The sequence below is a fragment of the Burkholderia sp. HAN2018 genome, assembly GCF_024704855.1.
In the GTDB taxonomy this organism is placed as follows: domain Bacteria; phylum Pseudomonadota; class Gammaproteobacteria; order Burkholderiales; family Burkholderiaceae; genus Burkholderia; species Burkholderia cepacia.
The window spans coordinates 1-19,381 of the sequence record NZ_QOBB01000138.1 but is presented as its reverse complement, the minus strand read 5'-3'; the positions used below and the strand labels follow the sequence as shown (position 1 = coordinate 19,381).

Below are 19,381 nucleotides of genomic sequence, written 5' to 3'. Positions count from 1 at the left end.
GACGACGCGGCACGCACGCCGGCCGTCGGCGCGACGCCTCGCGGCACCCCCGTTCCCGCGCGCACGGCGGCCGCGACTCCGGCGCCGAGCCTGCCGGTCATGCCGCCGATCCCCCTGTTCCAGCACGATCGTCTGATCGTCACGCAAAGCGACTGATGCACCACGACAACCTACATACCGCCGCGCCGCCGGCCGCACTGAACGATCCTGCACTCGACGCGCGCCGCGCGACGCGTCGCAAGCGCTTCATCGTGTTCTTCGCGGTCGTGCTGGTGGCCGCGCTTGCATGGATCGCATACTGGTTGCTGAGCGATCGTTATTACGAAGACACCGACGACGCGTACGTGGCCGGCAGCATCGTCCAGGTCGCCGCGCAGATCCCGGGATCGGTGACCGACGTCGTGGTCGCCGATACGCAGGCCGTGCGCGCCGGCCAGACGCTCGTGAAGCTCGACGACACCGAGGCGTCCGTCGCGTTCGCGCAGGCGAAGGCGCAGCTTGCACAGGCCGTGCGGCAGGTCGCGAACGCGAAGATCTCGAACACGATGTACGTCGAGGCCGTGAACGCACGGCGCGCCGACCTGTCGCTCGCGCAGCGCGCGTTCGCCGCGCGCTCCGGTGCATCGGTCGAGATCGTCGCACCCGAGGAACTCGCGCGTGCACGGGCGGCGGTCGCCGGTGCGCAGGCGAATCTCGCGGCCGCGCAGGCGCAGCTCGACGCGGCGCGTGCGCTCGGCACCAGGCTGCCTGTGGACGAAAACCCGGCCGTCGTGCAGGCGGCCGCGCAGTTCAAGCTCGCGTACCGCAACCTGAAGCGCACGACGATCGTCGCGCCCGTCGACGGCACGATCGGGCAGCGTTCGGTGCAGGTCGGCCAGCAGGTCGGGCCCGGCGTGCCGCTGATGTCGATCGTGCAGCTCAACCGGCTGTGGATCGAGGCGAATTTCAAGGAAGGGCAGATCCGCCACATGCGCATCGGGCAGCCGGTCGAGGTCGTGTCGGATCTCTACGGCTCGCGCGTGACCTATCGCGGCCGTGTGCAGGGCTTCTCGGCGGGGACGGGCAGCGCGTTCTCGATGCTGCCGTCGCAGAACGCGGCCGGCAACTGGATCAAGGTCGTGCAGCGCGTGCCGGTCGTCATTGCGCTCGAGCCGCGCGATCTCGCCGCGCATCCGCTGCGCGTCGGGCTATCGATGCGCGCAACGGTCGACACGCACGACCGCAACGGCCACGCGCTCGACAGTGAGCCGCCGACGCCGGCCGTCAGCACGCGCGTGCACGACGGGGTGGCGAGCGACGCGGAAGCGGCGGCGGCCGCGATCATTCGCGAGAATCAGGGCGGGTAGCGCCTGCCCGGGAGAGGGGCGGCCGGTCGCGACGACCGGCCCGCCCCGCGCGTCACGCCGCCCGCGAAACCTTTCCATCGTTTCCCGCCCGACTTTCGCATTTCCGCCATCGATGTCGGCGCCGTTCAAACGCGTGTCGCGTTTGAGACATCGGCGCCCCTGCCTCCGGGACTACTCTCGAACAGCACGTTGCGCGTGCGCCGGATGGCGCCGGCGCGCCGCGGCGCCACCAACGAGACATGGAGACAATACGATGAGCAGCAATCGAGGTGTCGTCTATCTTGGACCGGGCCAGGTCGAAGTCCAGAAAATCGATTATCCGAAGATGGTCGATCCGAGCGGCCGCGCGATCGGCCACGGTGTGATCCTGAAAGTGGTCAGCACGAACATCTGCGGTTCCGACCAGCACATGGTGCGCGGCCGCACGACCGCGCCGGTCGGCCTCGTGCTCGGTCACGAAATCACGGGCGAGGTGGTCGAGATCGGCCGCGACGTCGAAACGCTGAAGCTCGGCGATCTCGTATCGGTGCCGTTCAACGTCGCTTGCGGCCGCTGCGCGATGTGCAAGGACACGCATACGGGCGTGTGCCTGAACGTGAACCCGTCGCGTGCCGGCGGCGCCTATGGTTACGTCGACATGGGCGGCTGGATCGGCGGCCAGGCCGAGTACGTGCTCGTGCCGTATGCCGATTTCAACCTGCTGAAATTCCCCGACCGCGACCAGGCGATGGCGAAGATCCGCGACCTGACCTGCCTGTCCGACATTCTGCCGACCGGCTATCACGGCGCGGTGAGCGCGGGCGTGAAGCCGGGCTCGACGGTCTATATCGCGGGCGCGGGCCCGGTCGGGATGGCGGCGGCCGCATCGGCACGCCTGCTCGGCGCGGCCGTGACGATCGTCGGCGACATGAACGCGGAACGCCTCGCGCACGCGAAGGCGATGGGTTTCGAGACGGTCGACCTGTCGAAGGACGCGTCGCTCGGCGAGCAGATCGAGCAGATTCTCGGTGTCCCCGAGATCGACTGCGCGGTCGACTGCGTCGGCTTCGAGGCGCACGGCCACGGCTCGTCGGGCCACGCGGAAGAGGCGCCGGCCACGGTGCTGAACTCGCTGATGGAAATCACGCGGCCGGCCGGTGCGATCGGCATCCCGGGCCTGTACGTGACGGACGATCCGGGCGCGAAGGACAAGGCTGCGCAGCACGGCAGCCTGAGCATCCGCTTCGGCCTCGGCTGGGCGAAGTCGCACTCGTTCTTCACGGGCCAGACGCCGGTGCTGAAGTACAACCGCAACCTGATGCAGGCGATCCTGTTCGACCGTCTGCCGATCGCGAAGATCGTCAACGTCGAAGTGATTTCGCTCGACCAGGCGCCGGAAGGCTACAAGAAGTTCGACGGCGGCGCGCCGCGCAAATTCGTCATCGACCCGCACGGGTTGCTGGCGGCGTGATGCGCTAGCGTTCGACGCGCGCAGCGCGTCACGCGAAACGGGCGGCACCGGAAACGGGTCGCCCGTTTTTGCTGAGGAAGCACGGGGAAGGGCAGGCCGCGCGCGGGTATCGCGCGGGCCGGAACGCCTGCGCACCGCCGATCCCGGCCGCACGGAATTGCTGCGATAATCGTCGCCCGTTCCCGACTCCATCGCGGCCGCCCGGTGCCGAATCCACGAATGGCCAAGTCACTTCCCCTCGCCGCGTTGCACACGTTCGTCGAAGTGGCGCGCTGCGCCAGCATGAAGCAGGCGGCCGACCAGCTCTGCATTTCGCCGGGCGCCGTCAGCCAGCACGTCCGCAATCTCGAGGATCGCCTTGCCGTGCGCCTGTTCGAGCGCACCGGCCGCGAGCTCGAGCTGACCGGCACGGGTCGCGCGCTGTTCGATCAGCTCGCCGGCGGCTTCAACGAGATCGAGGCCGCGTGGGCGAACGTGCACGGTGCCAATCGGCGCATCGTCCGCCTCGCCGTGACGACCACCGCCTCCTTCGCGAACACGTGGCTCGTGCAGCGCCTCGGCGCGTTCAATGCCGCATACCCCGAAATCGAAATCACCGTCGAAACACGCGCGCAACTGGTCGACCTGCGTCGCGACTATGTCGACGTCGCGATCCGGCACGGGTTGGGCCATTATCCCGGGCATGCATCGTTCCGCATCTGGACACCCGAGCTGTGGCCCGTCTGCAGCCCGCGACTGCTCGATCCCGCCCGCCCGATCGCCACGCCGGCCGACTGCCTGTCGTATCCGCTGCTGCAGGACGCGGACCGCGCCGACTGGGCGCTGTGGCTGCGCGCGCAGGGAATCGAGGATGCCCGTGCGCCGCGCGGCGCGAGCTTCAGCGAGGATGCGCTGCTGATCAAGGCGGCGGTCGCCGGGCAGGGCATGGCGCTGGTGCGCGACATCTACGCGCGGGACGAAGTCGCGGCCGGCCGGCTGGTGCGCGTGCTCGCGCGGCCCTGGCCGACCGAGTTGTCCTATTACGTCGTGTGCAGCGAAGCGCGCCGGCACGAGTGGAAGATCGCCGCGTTCCGCGACTGGCTCGCGAGCGAGATCGGCGGTGGCGACGACGGCCCGCGCGATCTACTGGCGTGACCCGCGCACGGCGGCTGCCGCGAACCCCTTGAGCTTGCCGGCCGCGAGCGCGGTGCCGAGCAGGATGATCGCGCACCCGGCGACCGTCTGCACGGTGATCGTCTCGTGGAGGAAGATCGCCCCCCATACGACACCGAAGATCGGGATCAGGAACGTGACCGACGCCGCATATTGCGCGCCCGCATTGCGGATCAGCCCGAAATACAGCAGGTAGGCGACGGCCGTGCAGATCGCGCCGAGCAGCACCACCGCGATCCACGCGGACGCGTGAACGGGGCCGTGCGGCCACATCGGCAGCGCGAGCGGCACGAGCGCGACCGCCGCGAACAACTGGCTGCCGAACGCCGACACGAACGGCCTCACATTCGCCAGCTTGCGCTTCGAGTAATGCGCGGCGAACCCGTAGGACAGCGTCGCGAGCATCGCGGCGGCGATCGCGCGCGGTGCGCCGGGCGTGCCGGCGCCGACCGCGGAGCCGGCGAGCACGACGACGCCGGCGAAGCCCAGCGCGAGGCCGATCGCCTGGGGTTTCGTCAGCGGTATACGCAGCCATGCGAATGCGACGATCGCGGTCCACAACGGGGTCGTCGCATTCAGGATCGAATCGGTGCCGGCCGTCACGAACAGCGCCGCGTAGGTCAGCAGGCAGAACGGCAGCGCCGAGTTCGCGATGCCGACGACGAACAGCGGCACGACGTGCGAGCGGAATTCCTGTCGCGCCTGCGCGTTGCGCAGCACCGGCGACAACAGCACGGCCGCGATCGCGACGCGCAGCGCGATCAGCGGGACAACGCCGAATTCCGGTGCACCCATGCGCATGAACAGGAAGGACGCGCCCCAGATGGCAGCAAGGGTCACGAGCTGTAGTGCATTCATCGACGACTCCGTTCGGTGGATCGGGTGAGTAGCCGGAACGCGATACGCGCCGGCGCGGGCGAATGACCCATTGAACGTCACGCATGCGTCGCGGCGCAAACGAGGTTTTGCGAGGGGCGGTTTAGAAAAATGAATCGACGCAAGCGCGCGCACGGACGGCGCGTGCGCGCTCAGTGGCCGCGATAGAGCTGGGCGAGTTGCGTATTGCTGGCGGTGGTGGTGCGTCGCGCCCGCGCGGTGTGTGCGGTATGCGCGCTCACTCGGTGGAATGTGCGGGCGCGATGCGCGGCATTGCGACCGGCTTTCAGGTCCGCCACCCGAACCGTGGTGGCGGCATGCGGCCGATCGGGTGCACGGATGGCCGGCGCGGCCCGCGCGACTGTGGTCTGGGCGGCTTCGCCGACATCCGGGCTGCGCTGTCGTGCGGCCGCCACCTGGGTTCCATCAGTCGAATGAAACGGATAGGCGGGCGCCGGCAGGACCGGCAGCACGGGATCGTTCGACACGTACGCATCCGCATCGCTCGCCGTCGCGCCCGATATGTTCGAGCCGCGACAGACCGGATCGGCATTGCACGTCCGGTCGACCATCACGTAGCCGCCGACCAGCAGCACGAGCGTCAGGATGCTCAGGATCGGCGCGCTCGATGCGCGCGGCCGCCGGAACGCCGCGTTGCGAAGCGTCCGCGCGACGCGCGACGACCACGTATCGAAGCGCTGCACCGCGTGCATGGTGTGCGCGTCGTCCGGCGTGCGGCGAACCGGATCGAACGGCCAGTTCCACTGGCCGCACACGGGGCAGTGCTCGAGCGCGCGGAAAGCCACGAAGCCGCATTCCCTGCAGCGGCAGCCGGCAGTGCGCCGCGCGTCGGCTCGCGCGTTCAGGATCGCGCGCCAGTCGTCGCGTGCGCGGAACGTCCGATTGGGCAGGACTCGCATCGCCGGAAGCGGGCAGGCGCCGTCAACGAGGCGAACGTTCGCCGGTCGACATGACGCTTTCCTGCAAGGCAACCGATCGGCCCGTGCCGGAATCCGGCGGCGCGTGCATCGTCGACGGTCGTGCACATGCGGTGCTCATGGGATTCTCCGTGACGTCGGGTGAGCGGAGCACGTTCTTCCGCGGTTACCTTCCGCTTCATTCTTGGTCGCCTGCGTGTGAAACGCAATGCGCAAAAAGGAGCATCGCGACGTGCACGTTTCGTGCTAACCGTCCTGCCGCTGCCGGGCCGCGAGCGTCCCGATGGTCTCCATCGCGTGCTCGACGGCCGGTGTCCACGGCCGGCCGTAATTGAGCCGAAGATAGCGGCGGAATCCGCCGGTTGCGGAAAAGATCGGCCCCGGCGCGATGCTGACGCCGTTTTCCATCGCATCGTCGAACAGGTGCATCGCATCGACGCGCGGCGGCAGTTCGATCCACAGGAAATACCCGCCGTGCGGCGCGAACACTTCGGTGCCGTCCGGGAAATACGTCTGCACGGCCGTCAGCATCTGCGCCTGGTGCGCGGCGAGATTGCGGCGCAGCTTGCGCAGGAAGCGGTCGTACGCACCGTCGCGCAGGTAGTTCGAAATCGCCATCTGCGCGGGCACGTCGGCCGCCGGCGCGCTCGCGCCTCTTGCCTGACGGATTTGCCGCACGTAGCGTCCGGCCGCGACCCAGCCGATCCGGAACCCGGGCGCGAGGCATTTCGAGAACGAACCGCAATGCAGGACGAGCCCGCTGTCGTCATACAGTTTGGCGGGGCGCGTCGGTGCCGTTCCGAAATGCAGCTCGCCATAGACGTCATCCTCGATCAGCGGCACGCCGCGTGCCGTGAGCAGGTCGATCAGCTCGCGTTTGCGCTCGTCGGTCAGCGTCGCGCCGGTCGGGTTGTGGAACGACGTCATGAACCAGCATGCCCGCACCGGATGCGTGTCGAGTGCCGTTTCGAGCGCATCGAGATCGAGGCCGGTGCGCGGGTCGACCGGAATCTCGACGGCCTTCAGGTGCAGGCGCTGCACGGCCTCGAGGGCCGCGTGGAATGCCGGTCGCTCGATCGCGACGATATCGCCCGGGCGGGTCAGTGCCTGCAGGCTGAGCGTCAGCGCGTCGAGCGCGCCGGTCGTGATGACGATCTCGTCCATCGGCAACGCCGCGCCTGCGTTCAGGTAGCGCAGCGCGATCTGGCGGCGCAGCGTGTCGTAGCCGGGCGGCAAGCCGGACAGCAGCGCCGTGCGATCCATGTTGCGGGCCGCCGACGCCATCGCGCGCCACAGGCTGCTCATCGGAAACAGGGAATAGCTGGCGAAGGCCGAGCCGAGCGGAACGATCTCGTCGCGTTTGAGCGAGTCGAGCAGGCGGAACAGCACATCGTCGTCGCCGGTTGGCTCGGCGGCCGGCTTGCGCGGCGGATCGTGGGCGAACCGCACGCGTTTGTCTTCGAGGTTCGCAACGAAATAACCGGATCGGGCCCGCGCGACGATCAGACCCTCGCCTTCGAGCGCGTAGTACGCGCGAAACACGGTGGACGGGCTCACGCCATACACGCGGCAGGCCATGCGCACGGTCGGGATGCGCGCACCGGGCGGCAGGTCGCCGCGGTAGATTGCGTCGGCGATCGTTCGTGCGAGCACAGCGTATCGCTTCATGCCAGCCCTCCGCCCGATCGGGGCCTTGCCGAAAAAAGAGTAGCACGGCACCCGTCGCGTGCAAGCGCGCCCCCAATTGCTGATCCGCATGTTTTTGCCGGGCTCTGATTCTTTTCTTTCGTCTGACAAGCCGGCATGCTCTCGAGCAATCTGCGTTCCCGATGTCCGACCGACCGGAATCGACGCTGCCCGACGGCGGATTCCAGGCCCGCGCACATCCTGCGCGGGACCTTTTCTGCGGCGTCACAACCTTGCCCGGAATCATTCAGCGTGAAATTGAAGACTCTCGTCGCCGGCCTCGTGGCCGGCATCGCCCTCAACCTGTCGAGCGGCATCGCAACGGCCGCCTGCATCAGCAATCCCGCCGCCCAGCCGAACGCGACGTTCCCCGCCGCACTGACCGGCAAGCTCGTCTACCACAGCTACGTGAAGTACGGCGACGGCACGAGCCAGCTGTTCCTCTACGACTTCTCGGCCCATACGCTGACGCAACTGAGCAAGAGCACGTGGGGTATCACCGATCCGATGAACGGCGTGTTCAGCCCCGACGGCAAGTGGCTCGCGTTCATGGGCATCAGCAACGGCGCATGGAACGTGTTCATGCTGCAACTCGGCGCCGGTACGCCGCCCGTCAACCTGACGAACAGCACGGGCGCCACGCGCAACGAGGATCCGAAGTTCAGCGCCGACGGCAAGACGCTCGTGTTCAAGCAGAACGGCGACGTCAAGCAGGCGACGCTGTCGTACACGAGCGCGGGCCCGGCGTTCACGTCGGTCGTGAGCCTGACGAACGCGCCGGCCGGCGCCGAGTATTCGATGCCGTATCTCGCGCCCGATTCGAGCGCCGTGTACTACGCGACGGGCACCGGCGCGAACATGGGGCTGATGAAGCGCACGCTCGCGACCGGCGCGACCGCGACGTTCGACAATCCGGCCGGGCTGCAGACGTACTACCCGATCGTGCGTGCGGACGGCATGGTGTTCTACGCGCGCTGGAAAGACAGCGGCCAGGCCGACCAGATCTATACGAAGACCGCGGACCCGGCGTCGACGCCGAACGCGTTGCCGATCAACGACTGCGTGAGCAACAACTCGGATCCGGAACCGGTGAACGGCACGAACTACGTGTTCTTCTCGTCGACGACGGCGGGCGGTTATCAGCTCTACGTCGGTGACGTGACGACCGGCCAGCGCTGGAGCCTGTCGCAGTTCGGCGTGAATGCCGACACGACGAAGGCCAAGCTCGGGGCGAGCTATTACGGCGGCCCGGCCGCCGCGCAGCCGGTGCTGCTGTCGCAGGGGCATCCGGCCGCTGCGTCGGCGAGCTACAACGCGTCGCTCACGCCGGACAAGGCGTTCGACGGCAACACCACGGGCACGCGCTGGGATTCGCCGGAAGGCGCCGGTGTCGGTTCGCAATGGATCTCCGTGGATCTCGGCGCGGTGAAGCGCATCGATCACGTCGATCTGTACTGGGATGCGGGCGCGCTCGCTTATCAGATCCAGACGTCGAACGACAACGCCAACTGGACAACGATCTATTCGACGAGCAACGGCGGTTCATATACCCACGTCACGCTGCCGACTCTCAACGGCAGCGGTCGTTACGTGCGGATGCTCGGCACGAAGCGCGCGACGCAGTGGGGATACTCGCTCTACGAAATGCAGGTGTGGGGATCGTAAGCGCAAAAGAAAAAACGGCCTTCGAGGCCGTTTTTTTCATGCGTCGATCATAGCGACGCTCACGCATGCAGCACATGCGCCGGGAAGGCGGGGCCGGCGCTCGCCGCGCCTTGCGCGAGCGGCGCGACCTGCTTGCGGCGCTCCCTTGTCGGCGCGACGCCGAACGCGTCGCGATAGCTCTTGCTGAAATGGCACGCCGACTGGAACCCGCACGCCATCGTGATGTGCATGATCGACATGTCGGTCTGCAGCAGCAGTTCGCGCGCGCGGCGCAGCCGCAGCGTCAGGTAGTAGTGCGTCGGCGTCATGCCGAGGTGTTCGCGGAACAGGCGCTGCAGTTGCCGCTGCGACATGTTCGCGAGCCGCGCGAGCTCCTCGCGCGACAGCGGCTCCTCGATGTTGTTCTCCATCAGCGAGATCACTTCGAACAGCGACTTGTTCGCCGAGCCGAGGCGCGCGACGAGCGGCATGCGTTGCTGCGCGCTCGTGTCGCGCACGTGTTCGACGATGAACTGCTCGGCGATCTGCGTGACGCGCGCGGTGCCCACGCGTGCGGCGATCAGGTTCAGCATCATGTCGAGCGGCGCGACGCCGCCCGTGCACGTGATGCGGTCGCGGTCGATCACGAACAGTTCCTTCAGGAAGCGCGTATCCGGAAACTCCTCCTTCAGCGCCGACATGTTCTCCCAGTGGATCGCGCATGCGTAGCCCGCGAGCAGCCCCGACTTCGCGAGCGCATAGGTGCCCGTGCACAGGCTGCCGAGCGGGATGCCCGCGCGTGCGAAGCGGCGCAGCGTCGACAGATGAGCGGGCGTGGTCGCGCGTTGCACGTCGACGCCGCCGCACACGAACACGATGTCGGGCTGCCCCACGCATTCGGCCGGGCCCGTATCGACCGTCAGGCCGTTGCTCGCGGTGACCGGTCCGCCTTCCGGGCTGATGACCGACCAGCGGTAGAGCGGCTGGCCGCTCAGGTAGTTCGCCATCCGAAGCACCTCGATCGCATTGGTGAACGCGATCATCGTGAAATTCGGTAACGGCATGAACGCGAAGTGGGACAGCGACGCTGTGCGGTCGGGGGACATGGGGAGCTTCCTGAAATCTCTAATAGCTATAGGCCCGGGGCACGGATCGGGCTGCGGTATTGTGTGAGCCAGCGCAACAAGCGTGCCATACGGCTAAACCCTAGCTCCATACGTTGTATGGCTGAAAGCCGCATGCTGCACTGCACCGTATTCGTGAGGCAGTGCACCCCGACCGGGCGGCAATCGCACCGCCGGCGTGCCTGTTCACAGGTGAACCGCCGACGGCGATTTGCTTGGTCATCCGAAAAAGCACGACCGGTCACTTGTATAAAACGGACGCGGATGGCGGAAAAGGCAAAGAACGCGTCTAAATTCATCAATCCGCCGAAAATCCGAACGACAAGAATAGAGCCGTCGGCAGCCTTGTACGGGACGAGCGGGAAACCCAGGCAGGGCGGGCCTTGAGCTTCGGTTTCAGCCCCTTATTCTTCGTCACGGACGCACTATGTCGAACACCCAGCCTTTCTTCTCGCAGTCCCTTGCCGAGCGCGACGCGCCGGTGCGCAGCGCTATCCTGAAGGAACTCGAGCGTCAGCAGTCGCAGGTCGAGCTGATCGCGTCGGAAAACATCGTGTCGCGTGCCGTGCTCGAGGCGCAGGGCTCGGTGCTGACCAACAAGTACGCGGAAGGTTATCCCGGCAAGCGCTACTACGGTGGCTGCGAGTTCGCGGACGAAGTCGAGGCGCTGGCGATCGAACGCGTCAAGAAGATCTTCAATGCCGGTTATGCGAACGTGCAGCCGCACTCGGGCGCGCAGGCGAACGGGTCGGTCATGCTCGCGCTGGCCAAGCCGGGTGACACGGTGCTCGGCATGTCGCTGGATGCCGGCGGCCACCTGACGCACGGCGCGAAGCCGGCGCTGTCGGGCAAGTGGTTCAACGCGGTCCAGTACGGCGTGAACCGCGACACGATGCTGATCGACTACGACCAGGTCGAAGCGCTCGCGCACGAACACAAGCCGAACCTGATCATCGCCGGCTTCTCGGCATACCCGCGCGCGCTCGACTTCGCGCGCTTCCGCGCGATCGCCGACAGCGTCGGCGCGAAGCTGATGGTCGACATGGCGCACATCGCCGGCGTGATCGCCGCGGGCCGCCACGCGAACCCGGTCGAGCATGCGCACGTCGTCACGTCGACCACCCACAAGACGCTGCGCGGCCCGCGCGGCGGCTTCGTGCTGACCAACGACGAGGACATCGCGAAGAAGATCAACTCGGCCGTGTTCCCCGGCCTGCAGGGCGGCCCGCTGATGCACGTGATCGCCGGCAAGGCGGTGGCGTTCGGCGAAGTGCTGCATGCGGACTTCAAGACCTACATCGACAACGTGCTCGCGAACGCCCAGGCGCTCGGCGAAGTGCTGAAGGCGGGCGGCGTCGATCTCGTCACCGGCGGCACCGACAACCACCTGCTGCTGGTCGACCTGCGCCCGAAGGGCCTGAAGGGTGCGCCGGTCGAACAGGCGCTGGAGCGCGCGGGCATCACCTGCAACAAGAACGGCATTCCGTTCGACACCGAGAAGCCGACAGTCACGTCGGGCATCCGCCTCGGCACGCCGGCCGGCACGACGCGCGGCTTCGGCGTCGCGGAGTTCCGCGAGGTGGGCCGCCTGATCCTGGAAGTGTTCGACGCGCTGCGCGCGAACCCGGAAGGCGACCACGCCACCGAACAGCGCGTGCGCCGCGAGATCTTCGCGTTGTGCGAACGCTTCCCGATCTACTGATCCGACCGACCCAACAATACTGGAGCCACTCATGGGCACGCTGCATCAAGACAGCATCATCATCGACGGTCTGAACATCTCGAAGTTCGAGAAGCCGGTGTTCGAAGACATGCGCCGCGGCGGCATCACGGCCGCGAACTGCACGGTGTCGGTCTGGGAGAACTTCACGAAGACCGTCGACAACATCGGCGTGATGAAGAAGAAGATCCGCGACAACAGCGAGCTGCTGACGCTGGTGCGCACGACGGAAGACATCTTCCGCGCGAAGAAGGAAGACAAGACCGGCGTGATCCTCGGCTTCCAGAACGCGCATGCGTTCGAGGACAACATCGGCTACATCGAGGCGTTCGCCGACATGGGCGTGCGCGTCGTGCAGCTCTGCTACAACACGCAGAACCTGGTCGGCACCGGCTGCTACGAGCGTGACGGCGGCCTGTCGGACTTCGGCCGCGAAGTGATCACCGAGATGAACCGCGTCGGCATCATGGTCGACCTGTCGCATGTGGGCGGCAACACGTCGTCGGAAGCGATCGCGTTCTCGAAGAAGCCGGTGTGCTATTCGCACTGCCTGCCGTCGGGCCTGAAGGAGCATCCGCGCAACAAGAGCGACGAACAGCTGAAGGAGATCGCCGACGCGGGCGGCTTCGTCGGCGTGACGATGTTCGCGCCGTTCCTGAAGCGCGGGATCGAGGCGAACATCGACGACTACATCGAGGCGATCGACTACGTCGTGAACCTGATCGGCGAGGACGCGGTCGGCATCGGCACGGATTTCACGCAGGACTACGCGAAGGAATTCTTCGACATGCTGACGCATGACAAGGGCCGTTATCGCCAGCTGACGAACTTCGGCAAGGTGATCAACCCCGACGGCATCCGCACGATCGGCGAATTCCCGAACCTGACTGCCGCGATGGAACGCCACGGCTGGAAGGAGTCGCGCATCCGCAAGATCATGGGCGAGAACTGGGTGCGCGTGTTCAAGGACGTGTGGGGCGCGTAAGCGCCGCGAACGCCGGACCGCCTCACCCGCAGCGATTCAACAACAAAAATCGGGACGTGCCCGCGCAAGCCGCGCAGGCACGCGGACGATGTCGCGCCCGCGCATTGAGCCGCGCGACCCATTTCCTCACGGAGTCACCACGATGCAACCGCAACTGCCGATCAACGTCGATCCCGATACCGGCGTCTGGACCACCGACGCGCTGCCGATGCTGTACGTGCCGCGTCACTTCTTCACGAACAACCACGTCGCGGTCGAGGAAGCGCTCGGCGTCGAAGCGTATGCCGAGATCCTCTACAAGGCCGGCTACAAATCCGCTTACCACTGGTGCGACAAGGAAGCGAAGCTGCACGGCCTGACCGGCATGGCCGTGTTCGAGCACTACCTGAAGCGCCTGTCGCAGCGCGGCTGGGGCCTGTTCTCGATCATCGAGGCCGATCCGGCCAGCGCGCGCGCGAAGATCGAGCTGCGCCACTCGTCGTTCGTGCTCCAGCAGCCGGGCAAGGAAGGCAAGCTCTGCTACATGTTCGCGGGCTGGTTCGCCGGCGCGATGGACTGGGTCAACGACACGACGCCGGAAGGTAAGGGCGCACCACGTGCGCAATCGAAGGAAGTGCAGTGCGCGGCCGAGCATCACGACCACTGCGTCTTCGAAGTGTCGCCGATCGCGCACTGATTCACTGCTACAGAACAACACCCGCAACACGAGACATTCGAACGCCAGAGGTCGCCAGCGATGCGTTATCCCCACCTGTTCAAACCCATGCAGCTGAACCAGCTGACGCTGCGCAACCGGATCGTCAGCACCGCGCATGCGGAGGTGTATGCCGAGCCGGGCGGCCTGCCGGGCGACCGCTATATCCGCTACTACGAAGAGAAGGCGAAGGGTGGCGTCGGCCTCGCGATCTGCGGCGGGTCGAGCCCGGTGTCGATCGACAGCCCGCAGGGCTGGTGGAAATCGGTGAACCTGTCGACCGACAAGATCATCGATCCGCTCACGCGTCTTGCCGACACGATGCACAAGCACGGCGCGAAGATCATGATCCAGGCGACGCACATGGGCCGCCGCTCGTCGTTCCACGGCGAGCACTGGCCGCACCTGATGTCGCCGTCGGGCGTGCGCGAACCCGTGCACCGCGGTAACGCGAAGATCATCGAGATCGAGGAAATCCGCCGCATCATCGGCGATTTCGCGGCGGCCGCGAAGCGCGTGAAGGCGGCCGGCATGGACGGCATCGAAATCTCGGCCGCCCACCAGCACCTGATCGACCAGTTCTGGAGCAAGCGTTCGAACCACCGCACCGACGAATGGGGCGGCAGCCTGGAAAACCGCCTGCGCTTCGGCATCGAGGTGCTGACGGCGGTGCGCGAGGCGGTCGGCAAGGATTTCTGCGTCGGCCTGCGCATGTGCGGCGACGAATTCCACGAGGACGGCCTCGATCACGAAGCGCTGAAGGAAATCGCGCAGGCGATGTCGGAGACGGGCCTGATCGACTACCTGAGCGTGGTCGGCTCGGGCGGCGATACGCACAACACGATCGCCAACTGCATGCCGCCGATGGCACTGCCGCCGGAGCCGTTCGTGCACCTCGCGGCCGGCATCAAGTCGGTCGTGAAGATTCCGGTGATGCACGCGCAGAGCATCCGCGACGCGGGCCAGGCCGAGCGTCTGCTCGCGACCGGCATGATCGACCTGGTCGGCATGACGCGCGCGCAGATCGCCGATCCGCACATGGTGATCAAGATCCGCGACGGCCGCGAGGACGAAATCAAGCAGTGCGTTGGCGCGAACTACTGCATCGACCGCCAGTACAACGGCCTCGACGTGCTGTGTATTCAAAACGCCGCGACGTCGCGCGAAGCGACGATGCCGCACATCATCGAGAAGTCGCGCGGCCCGAAACGCAAGGTCGTGGTGGTCGGCGCGGGCCCGGCGGGCCTCGAGGCGGCGCGTGTCGCGAAGCTGCGCGGCCACGACGTGGTGCTGTTCGAGAAGAACGCGGAAGTGGGCGGCCAGGTGATGATCGCCGCGAAGGCGCCGCAGCGCGAACAGATGTCGGGGATCATCCGCTGGTTCGACATGGAAACGAAGCGCCTCGGCGTCGATCGCCGCCTCGGCGTGGCCGCCGACGAGAAGATGATCATGGCCGAGAAGCCGGACATCGTCGTGCTCGCGACGGGCGGGTCGAGCTTCACGTGGCAGGTGCCGGGCTGGGGCGTGGCCGAGGGCCTCGCCGTCAGCTCGTGGGACATCCTGACCGGCAAGGTCGAGCCGAAGCAGAACGTGCTGCTGTTCGACGGCGTGAGCACGCATGCCGGCGCGGGCGTGGCCGACTTCATGGCGAGCCGCGGCTCGAAGGTCGAGGTCGTGACGCCGGACGTGAAGGTCGCCGACGATTGCGGCGGCACGACGTTCCCGATCTTCTATCGCCGCCTGTATGCGTTCGGCGTGATCCCGACGCCGAACACGATGCTCGATCGCGTCTATGAAGAGGACGGCAAGCTGATCGCCGTGCTGCGCAACGAGTACACGGAAGAACTCGAAGAGCGCGCCGTCGACCAGGTGGTGATCGAGAACGGTTCGTCGCCGAACGACGAGCTGTACTGGAAGCTCAAGCCGGAATCGGTGAACCGCGGCCAGATCGATCCGCACACGCTGTTCGCGGCCGAGCCGCAGCCGTGCCTGTCGGAAGAACTCGGCAACGGCCGTTTCCTGCTGTTCCGTGTCGGCGACTGCATCTCGATGCACAACGTCCACGGTGCGATCTACGACTCGCTGCGTCTCGTGAAGGATTTCTAAAAGATGAACCCGTCCTTCCTCATTACCGCCCTGTTGTGGCTGTCGGTGGCGGGGCTCGCGTTCGCGGTCGCGAAGCGTTCGTCCTACTGGCGGCTCGGCCGCGCCACGGCGCCCGGCGCATTCGGTGTCGCGAACCTGTTCGCGATCCCGAAGCGTTATTTCGTCGACCTGCACCACGTGGTCGCCCGCGATCCGTACATCGCGAAGACCCACGTCGCGACGGCCGGCGGCGCGATCGGCGCGCTTGCGCTGGTGTTCATCAACTACGGCCTCGCGATCTACTCGCCGTGGCTCGACAAGCTGATCTTCCTCGCGGCGCTCGCGATGCTGGTCGGTGCGGTGTTCGTGTGGCGCCGGCGCGCGGCGAAGGACGTGCCTGCACGGTTGTCGAAAGGCCCGTGGAATACGCTGCCCTGGCTGCTCGGCTCGTTCGCGCTCGGCCTCGTGCTGTTCATGCTGGTGCCGACCGGTGCGATGTCGGGCGCGTTCGCGGTGCTCTGCGCGCTGCTGATCGGCGTCGGCGCGTTCACGATGACGGTCGGCGCCGCGAAGGGCGGCCCGATGAAGCATGCGATCGCCGGCCTGCTGCACCTTGCCTTCCACCCGCGCCAGGAACGCTTCGCGGCCACCCGTGAATCGTTCACGGGCAACGGCACGGCCACGCCGCCGACCGCGCTGAAGCTGCCGGACATCGAGCATCAGGAGTACGGCGTCGAGAAGCCGGTCGAATTCCGCTGGAACCAGCTGCTGAGCTTCGACGCGTGCGTGCAGTGCGGCAAGTGCGAAGCCGCGTGCCCCGCGTTCGCGTCGGGCCAGCCGCTGAACCCGAAGAAGCTGATCCAGGATCTCGTCGTCGGGATGGCGGGCGGCACCGATGCGGCGTACGCGGGCAGTCCTTCGCCGGGCCTCGCGGTCGGCCAGCATCGCGGCGAGCCGAACGGCCCGATCGTGTCCGGCCTGATCGAGGAGCAGACGCTGTGGTCGTGCACGACCTGCCGCGCGTGCGTGCAGGAATGCCCGATGCTGATCGAGCACGTCGATGCGATCGTCGACATGCGCCGCAACCGCACGCTGGTGCACGGCACGGTGCCCGGCAAGGGCCAGGAAGTGCTCGCGAACCTGCGCGAGACGGGCACGATGGGCGGCTACGACACGGCCGCGCGCTACGACTGGTCGGTCGACCTGAGCGCGCCCGTCGCGCAGCCCGGCAAGCCGGTCGACGTGCTGTTCGTCGCGGGTGAGGGCGCGTTCGACATGCGCTACCAGCGCACGCTGCGCGCGTTCGTCAAGGTGCTGAACAAGGCGGGCGTCGACTACGCGGTGCTCGGCTCGACCGAGACCGACACGGGCGACGTCGCACGCCGCCTCGGCGACGAAGCGACGTTCCAGCAGATGGCGAAGCGCCTGATCGGCACGCTCGGCACGCTGTCGTACAAGCAGATCGTGACGGCCGACCCGCACGTGATGCACAGCCTGCGCAACGAATACCGTGCGCTCGGGCTGCGCGTGACGGTCAAGCATCACACGACGTATCTCGCCGAACTGGCCGACAGCGGCAAGATCGCGCCGAAGGCCGTCGAAGCATTGAGCGAGAAGCGCACCACGTATCACGACCCGTGCTACCTCGGCCGCTACAACGGCGAGACGGAAGCGCCGCGCAAGCTGCTGAAGACGATCGGCATCCAGGTCGTCGAGATGGAGCGCAACGGCATGCGCGGCCGCTGCTGCGGCGGTGGCGGCGGTGCGCCGCTGACCGACATCCCCGGCAAGCAGCGCATTCCCGACATCCGCATCGCCGACGCGCGCACGATCGGCGCAGACGTGGTCGCGGTTGCATGCCCGAACTGCACGGCGATGCTCGAAGGCGTCGTGGGCCCGCGCCCCGACGTGCTCGACGTGGCCGAACTCGTCGCCGCCTCGCTGGAGTGAATCGATGAACACGATCAAACGAATCGATCCGCGCCGGCCGTTCATCATCACGGCCGCGGGCCTGAAGCGCATCACGCTCGGCGAGGAAGGCAGCGCCGATGCGAGCGCCGCGCACTGGTCGGCGCACGGTCACGGCGCAGCGGCCGCGAAGCCGCGCCGCGCGGTGCAGGACCCGAAGCACGTGATGCTGGTGGTGGCGCACGGTGAGCGCGGCGCGCTCGACGATCATTCGCGGCAGGCGATCGCCGCCGCCGCATTGCTCGCCGATGCGCAGACCGAAGTCGCGCTGCTCGCGTTCGGCGAACTGAAGGACGACGTGGCCGAACTGGGCGTCGACAAGCTGCTCGAGTTGACCGGCTTCGATCGCCGCACGTTCGATCCCGAAAGCGAACTGCAAGCATTGCAGGCTTGTGTGGCCGCGCTCGCGCCGAAACACGTGTTCGTGCCCGACAACGCGACGGGCGACGGCGATCTCGGCCGGCGCTACGCGGCGGCCGCCGGCGCGAGCGTCGCGACCCATGTCGTCGAGATCGACGCGAAGCATGTCGGCGCGTATGCGCAGGCCGGGCGCGCCTTTGCCACCCGTGCGCTGCCCGACGTGATCCTGCTCGCGCAGAACGCGGTCGACGCGAAGCTGCCGTTCGTCGGCGCGGGCGAGCGTCTCGCCGCCGACTTCATCCACCCGGCCCATGACGCCGCGCAGCCGTATCGCGATCTCGGCCTCGATGAAATCGACGCGGCCCAGGTCGCGCTCGAGGAAGCCGATTTCATCGTGTCGGCCGGCAACGGCGTATCCGACATCGGCGCGTTCGAGCGGTTGGCCGGCGTGTTCGGCGCGGCGATCGGCGCGAGCCGCGTCGCGGTCGACAACGGTCACTTCACGCGCGACAAGCAGGTCGGCGCGACCGGCAAGACGGTCGAGGCGAGCGTGTACATCGCGTTCGGCATCTCGGGCGCGGTGCAGCACCTGCAGGGGATCAAGGACTGCCGCCACGTGATCGCGGTGAATCTCGACGGCAGCGCACCGATCGCGAAACGCGCGAACCTGACGGTGGTGGGCGATGCGCAGGCGACGATCGCCGCGCTGATCGAGCAGGTGCAGGCCGCGCGCGCCGCGCGTGGAGAATCGCCGGCCGCGGTCGGCACCCGTGAACCGGAAGGAGTCGCCGCATGAACGCCCCCCGCCCCTTGCAACGCATCGCGGTGCTCGTGTCCGTCGGCCGTCATCCGGTCAGCGGCGTCGCGCGCTACAGCCGCAACGACGCGGCCGCGCTCGAAACCGGCCGCCAGCTCGCGGAGCGGCATCGCGCGAAGCTCGACGTGATTCATGCGGGCGATCCCGCGAACGCGGCGCTTGCCGAATATCTCGCGCTCGGCGCGCGGGAGGTCGAGGTGCTGGCCTGCCGCGACGGCGACGATGCCGTGCATGCGCTCGCCGCGCGTATCGACGGCTACGACCTCGTGCTGACCGGCACACGCGCCGAGGGCGCGTACGACACCGGCATGCTGCCGTATCGCATCGCCGCGGCGCTCGGCTATCCGCTGGTCGGCTCGGCCGTCGACGTGACGGTCGAAGGCGGCCGTGCCGCGGTCCGGCAATTTTTGCCGAAAGGGCTGCGGCGGCGCGTGGACGCGGCACTGCCGGCCGTTGTCGCCGTCCACCCGCTCGCGAATGCCGAGCCGCGTTATGCGTATGCGCGGCTGCGCGCCGGCGCGATCCGGCCCGGGCTC

At 67.4% G+C, this 19,381-nt stretch carries 15 protein-coding genes; 11 read left to right on the top strand and 4 right to left on the bottom strand.

Going from position 1 to position 19,381, the window contains the following annotated elements; genetic code table 11:
* Positions 1 to 155 precede the first annotated feature (155 nt).
* The 3 genes from DPV74_RS27335 to DPV74_RS27325 all read left to right on the top strand — a co-directional run bounded on the left by DPV74_RS27335 (position 156) and on the right by DPV74_RS27325 (position 3,930).
* Positions 156 to 1,346, top strand: a complete 1,191-nt coding sequence (locus DPV74_RS27335) for an efflux RND transporter periplasmic adaptor subunit (protein WP_060197317.1) — start codon at positions 156 to 158, stop codon at positions 1,344 to 1,346.
* 253 nt (positions 1,347 to 1,599) lie between these two features.
* Complete coding sequence (fdhA, locus tag DPV74_RS27330; RefSeq protein WP_027789739.1) at positions 1,600 to 2,796, top strand: formaldehyde dehydrogenase, glutathione-independent; 1,197 nt, start codon at positions 1,600 to 1,602, stop codon at positions 2,794 to 2,796.
* Between the two features lie 219 nt (positions 2,797 to 3,015).
* Positions 3,016 to 3,930 (top strand): LysR substrate-binding domain-containing protein, encoded by a 915-nt coding sequence (locus DPV74_RS27325; RefSeq protein ID WP_060086149.1) that lies wholly within the window; start codon positions 3,016 to 3,018, stop codon positions 3,928 to 3,930.
* On the opposite strand, the gene DPV74_RS27320 is transcribed toward DPV74_RS27325, so the two are convergent.
* The 3 genes from DPV74_RS27320 to DPV74_RS27310 all read right to left on the bottom strand — a co-directional run bounded on the left by DPV74_RS27320 (position 3,919) and on the right by DPV74_RS27310 (position 7,430).
* Positions 3,919 to 4,806: a DMT family transporter gene (locus tag DPV74_RS27320; RefSeq protein ID WP_060206682.1), complete on the bottom strand. Its 888-nt coding sequence runs from the start codon at positions 4,804 to 4,806 to the stop codon at positions 3,919 to 3,921. The genes DPV74_RS27325 and DPV74_RS27320 overlap by 12 nt on opposite strands.
* A gap of 170 nt (positions 4,807 to 4,976) precedes the next feature.
* The gene (locus DPV74_RS27315; RefSeq protein WP_119338316.1) at positions 4,977 to 5,744 is read right to left on the bottom strand and encodes a hypothetical protein; all 768 of its coding nucleotides are present in this window, start codon (positions 5,742 to 5,744) and stop codon (positions 4,977 to 4,979) included.
* Between the two features lie 264 nt (positions 5,745 to 6,008).
* The gene (locus tag DPV74_RS27310; RefSeq protein ID WP_119338315.1) at positions 6,009 to 7,430 is read right to left on the bottom strand and encodes a PLP-dependent aminotransferase family protein; all 1,422 of its coding nucleotides are present in this window, start codon (positions 7,428 to 7,430) and stop codon (positions 6,009 to 6,011) included.
* Positions 7,431 to 7,700: 270 nt separating this feature from the next.
* Here DPV74_RS27310 and DPV74_RS27305 point away from each other — a divergent pair, with 270 nt between their 5' ends.
* The gene (locus tag DPV74_RS27305; protein WP_119338314.1) at positions 7,701 to 9,113 is read left to right on the top strand and encodes a discoidin domain-containing protein; all 1,413 of its coding nucleotides are present in this window, start codon (positions 7,701 to 7,703) and stop codon (positions 9,111 to 9,113) included.
* Between the two features lie 59 nt (positions 9,114 to 9,172).
* Here DPV74_RS27305 and DPV74_RS27300 read toward each other — a convergent pair whose 3' ends face one another.
* Positions 9,173 to 10,198: a GlxA family transcriptional regulator gene (locus DPV74_RS27300; RefSeq protein ID WP_027789733.1), complete on the bottom strand. Its 1,026-nt coding sequence runs from the start codon at positions 10,196 to 10,198 to the stop codon at positions 9,173 to 9,175.
* Positions 10,199 to 10,643: 445 nt separating this feature from the next.
* On the opposite strand from DPV74_RS27300, the gene DPV74_RS27295 reads away from it, so the two are divergent.
* The 7 genes from DPV74_RS27295 to DPV74_RS27265 all read left to right on the top strand — a co-directional run.
* Positions 10,644 to 11,918, top strand: a complete 1,275-nt coding sequence (locus tag DPV74_RS27295) for a serine hydroxymethyltransferase (protein WP_027789732.1) — start codon at positions 10,644 to 10,646, stop codon at positions 11,916 to 11,918.
* Positions 11,919 to 11,949: 31 nt separating this feature from the next.
* Positions 11,950 to 12,921: a dipeptidase gene (locus tag DPV74_RS27290; RefSeq protein ID WP_027789731.1), complete on the top strand. Its 972-nt coding sequence runs from the start codon at positions 11,950 to 11,952 to the stop codon at positions 12,919 to 12,921.
* A 142-nt stretch (positions 12,922 to 13,063) separates the two neighbouring features.
* The gene (locus tag DPV74_RS27285; RefSeq protein ID WP_006488993.1) at positions 13,064 to 13,597 is read left to right on the top strand and encodes a DUF5943 domain-containing protein; all 534 of its coding nucleotides are present in this window, start codon (positions 13,064 to 13,066) and stop codon (positions 13,595 to 13,597) included.
* 60 nt (positions 13,598 to 13,657) lie between these two features.
* A complete protein-coding gene (locus DPV74_RS27280; protein ID WP_021160633.1) occupies positions 13,658 to 15,721 on the top strand; it encodes an NADH:flavin oxidoreductase in 2,064 nt (687 codons plus the stop codon).
* Positions 15,722 to 15,724: 3 nt separating this feature from the next.
* A complete protein-coding gene (locus DPV74_RS27275; RefSeq protein WP_027789729.1) occupies positions 15,725 to 17,650 on the top strand; it encodes a (Fe-S)-binding protein in 1,926 nt (641 codons plus the stop codon).
* Between the two features lie 4 nt (positions 17,651 to 17,654).
* A complete protein-coding gene (locus DPV74_RS27270) occupies positions 17,655 to 18,824 on the top strand; it encodes an electron transfer flavoprotein subunit alpha/FixB family protein (protein ID WP_060197330.1) in 1,170 nt (389 codons plus the stop codon).
* Positions 18,821 to 19,381: electron transfer flavoprotein subunit beta/FixA family protein (locus DPV74_RS27265; protein ID WP_119338317.1), on the top strand; the 561-nt coding region annotated here is incomplete at its 3' end. The genes DPV74_RS27270 and DPV74_RS27265, both read left to right, overlap by 4 nt.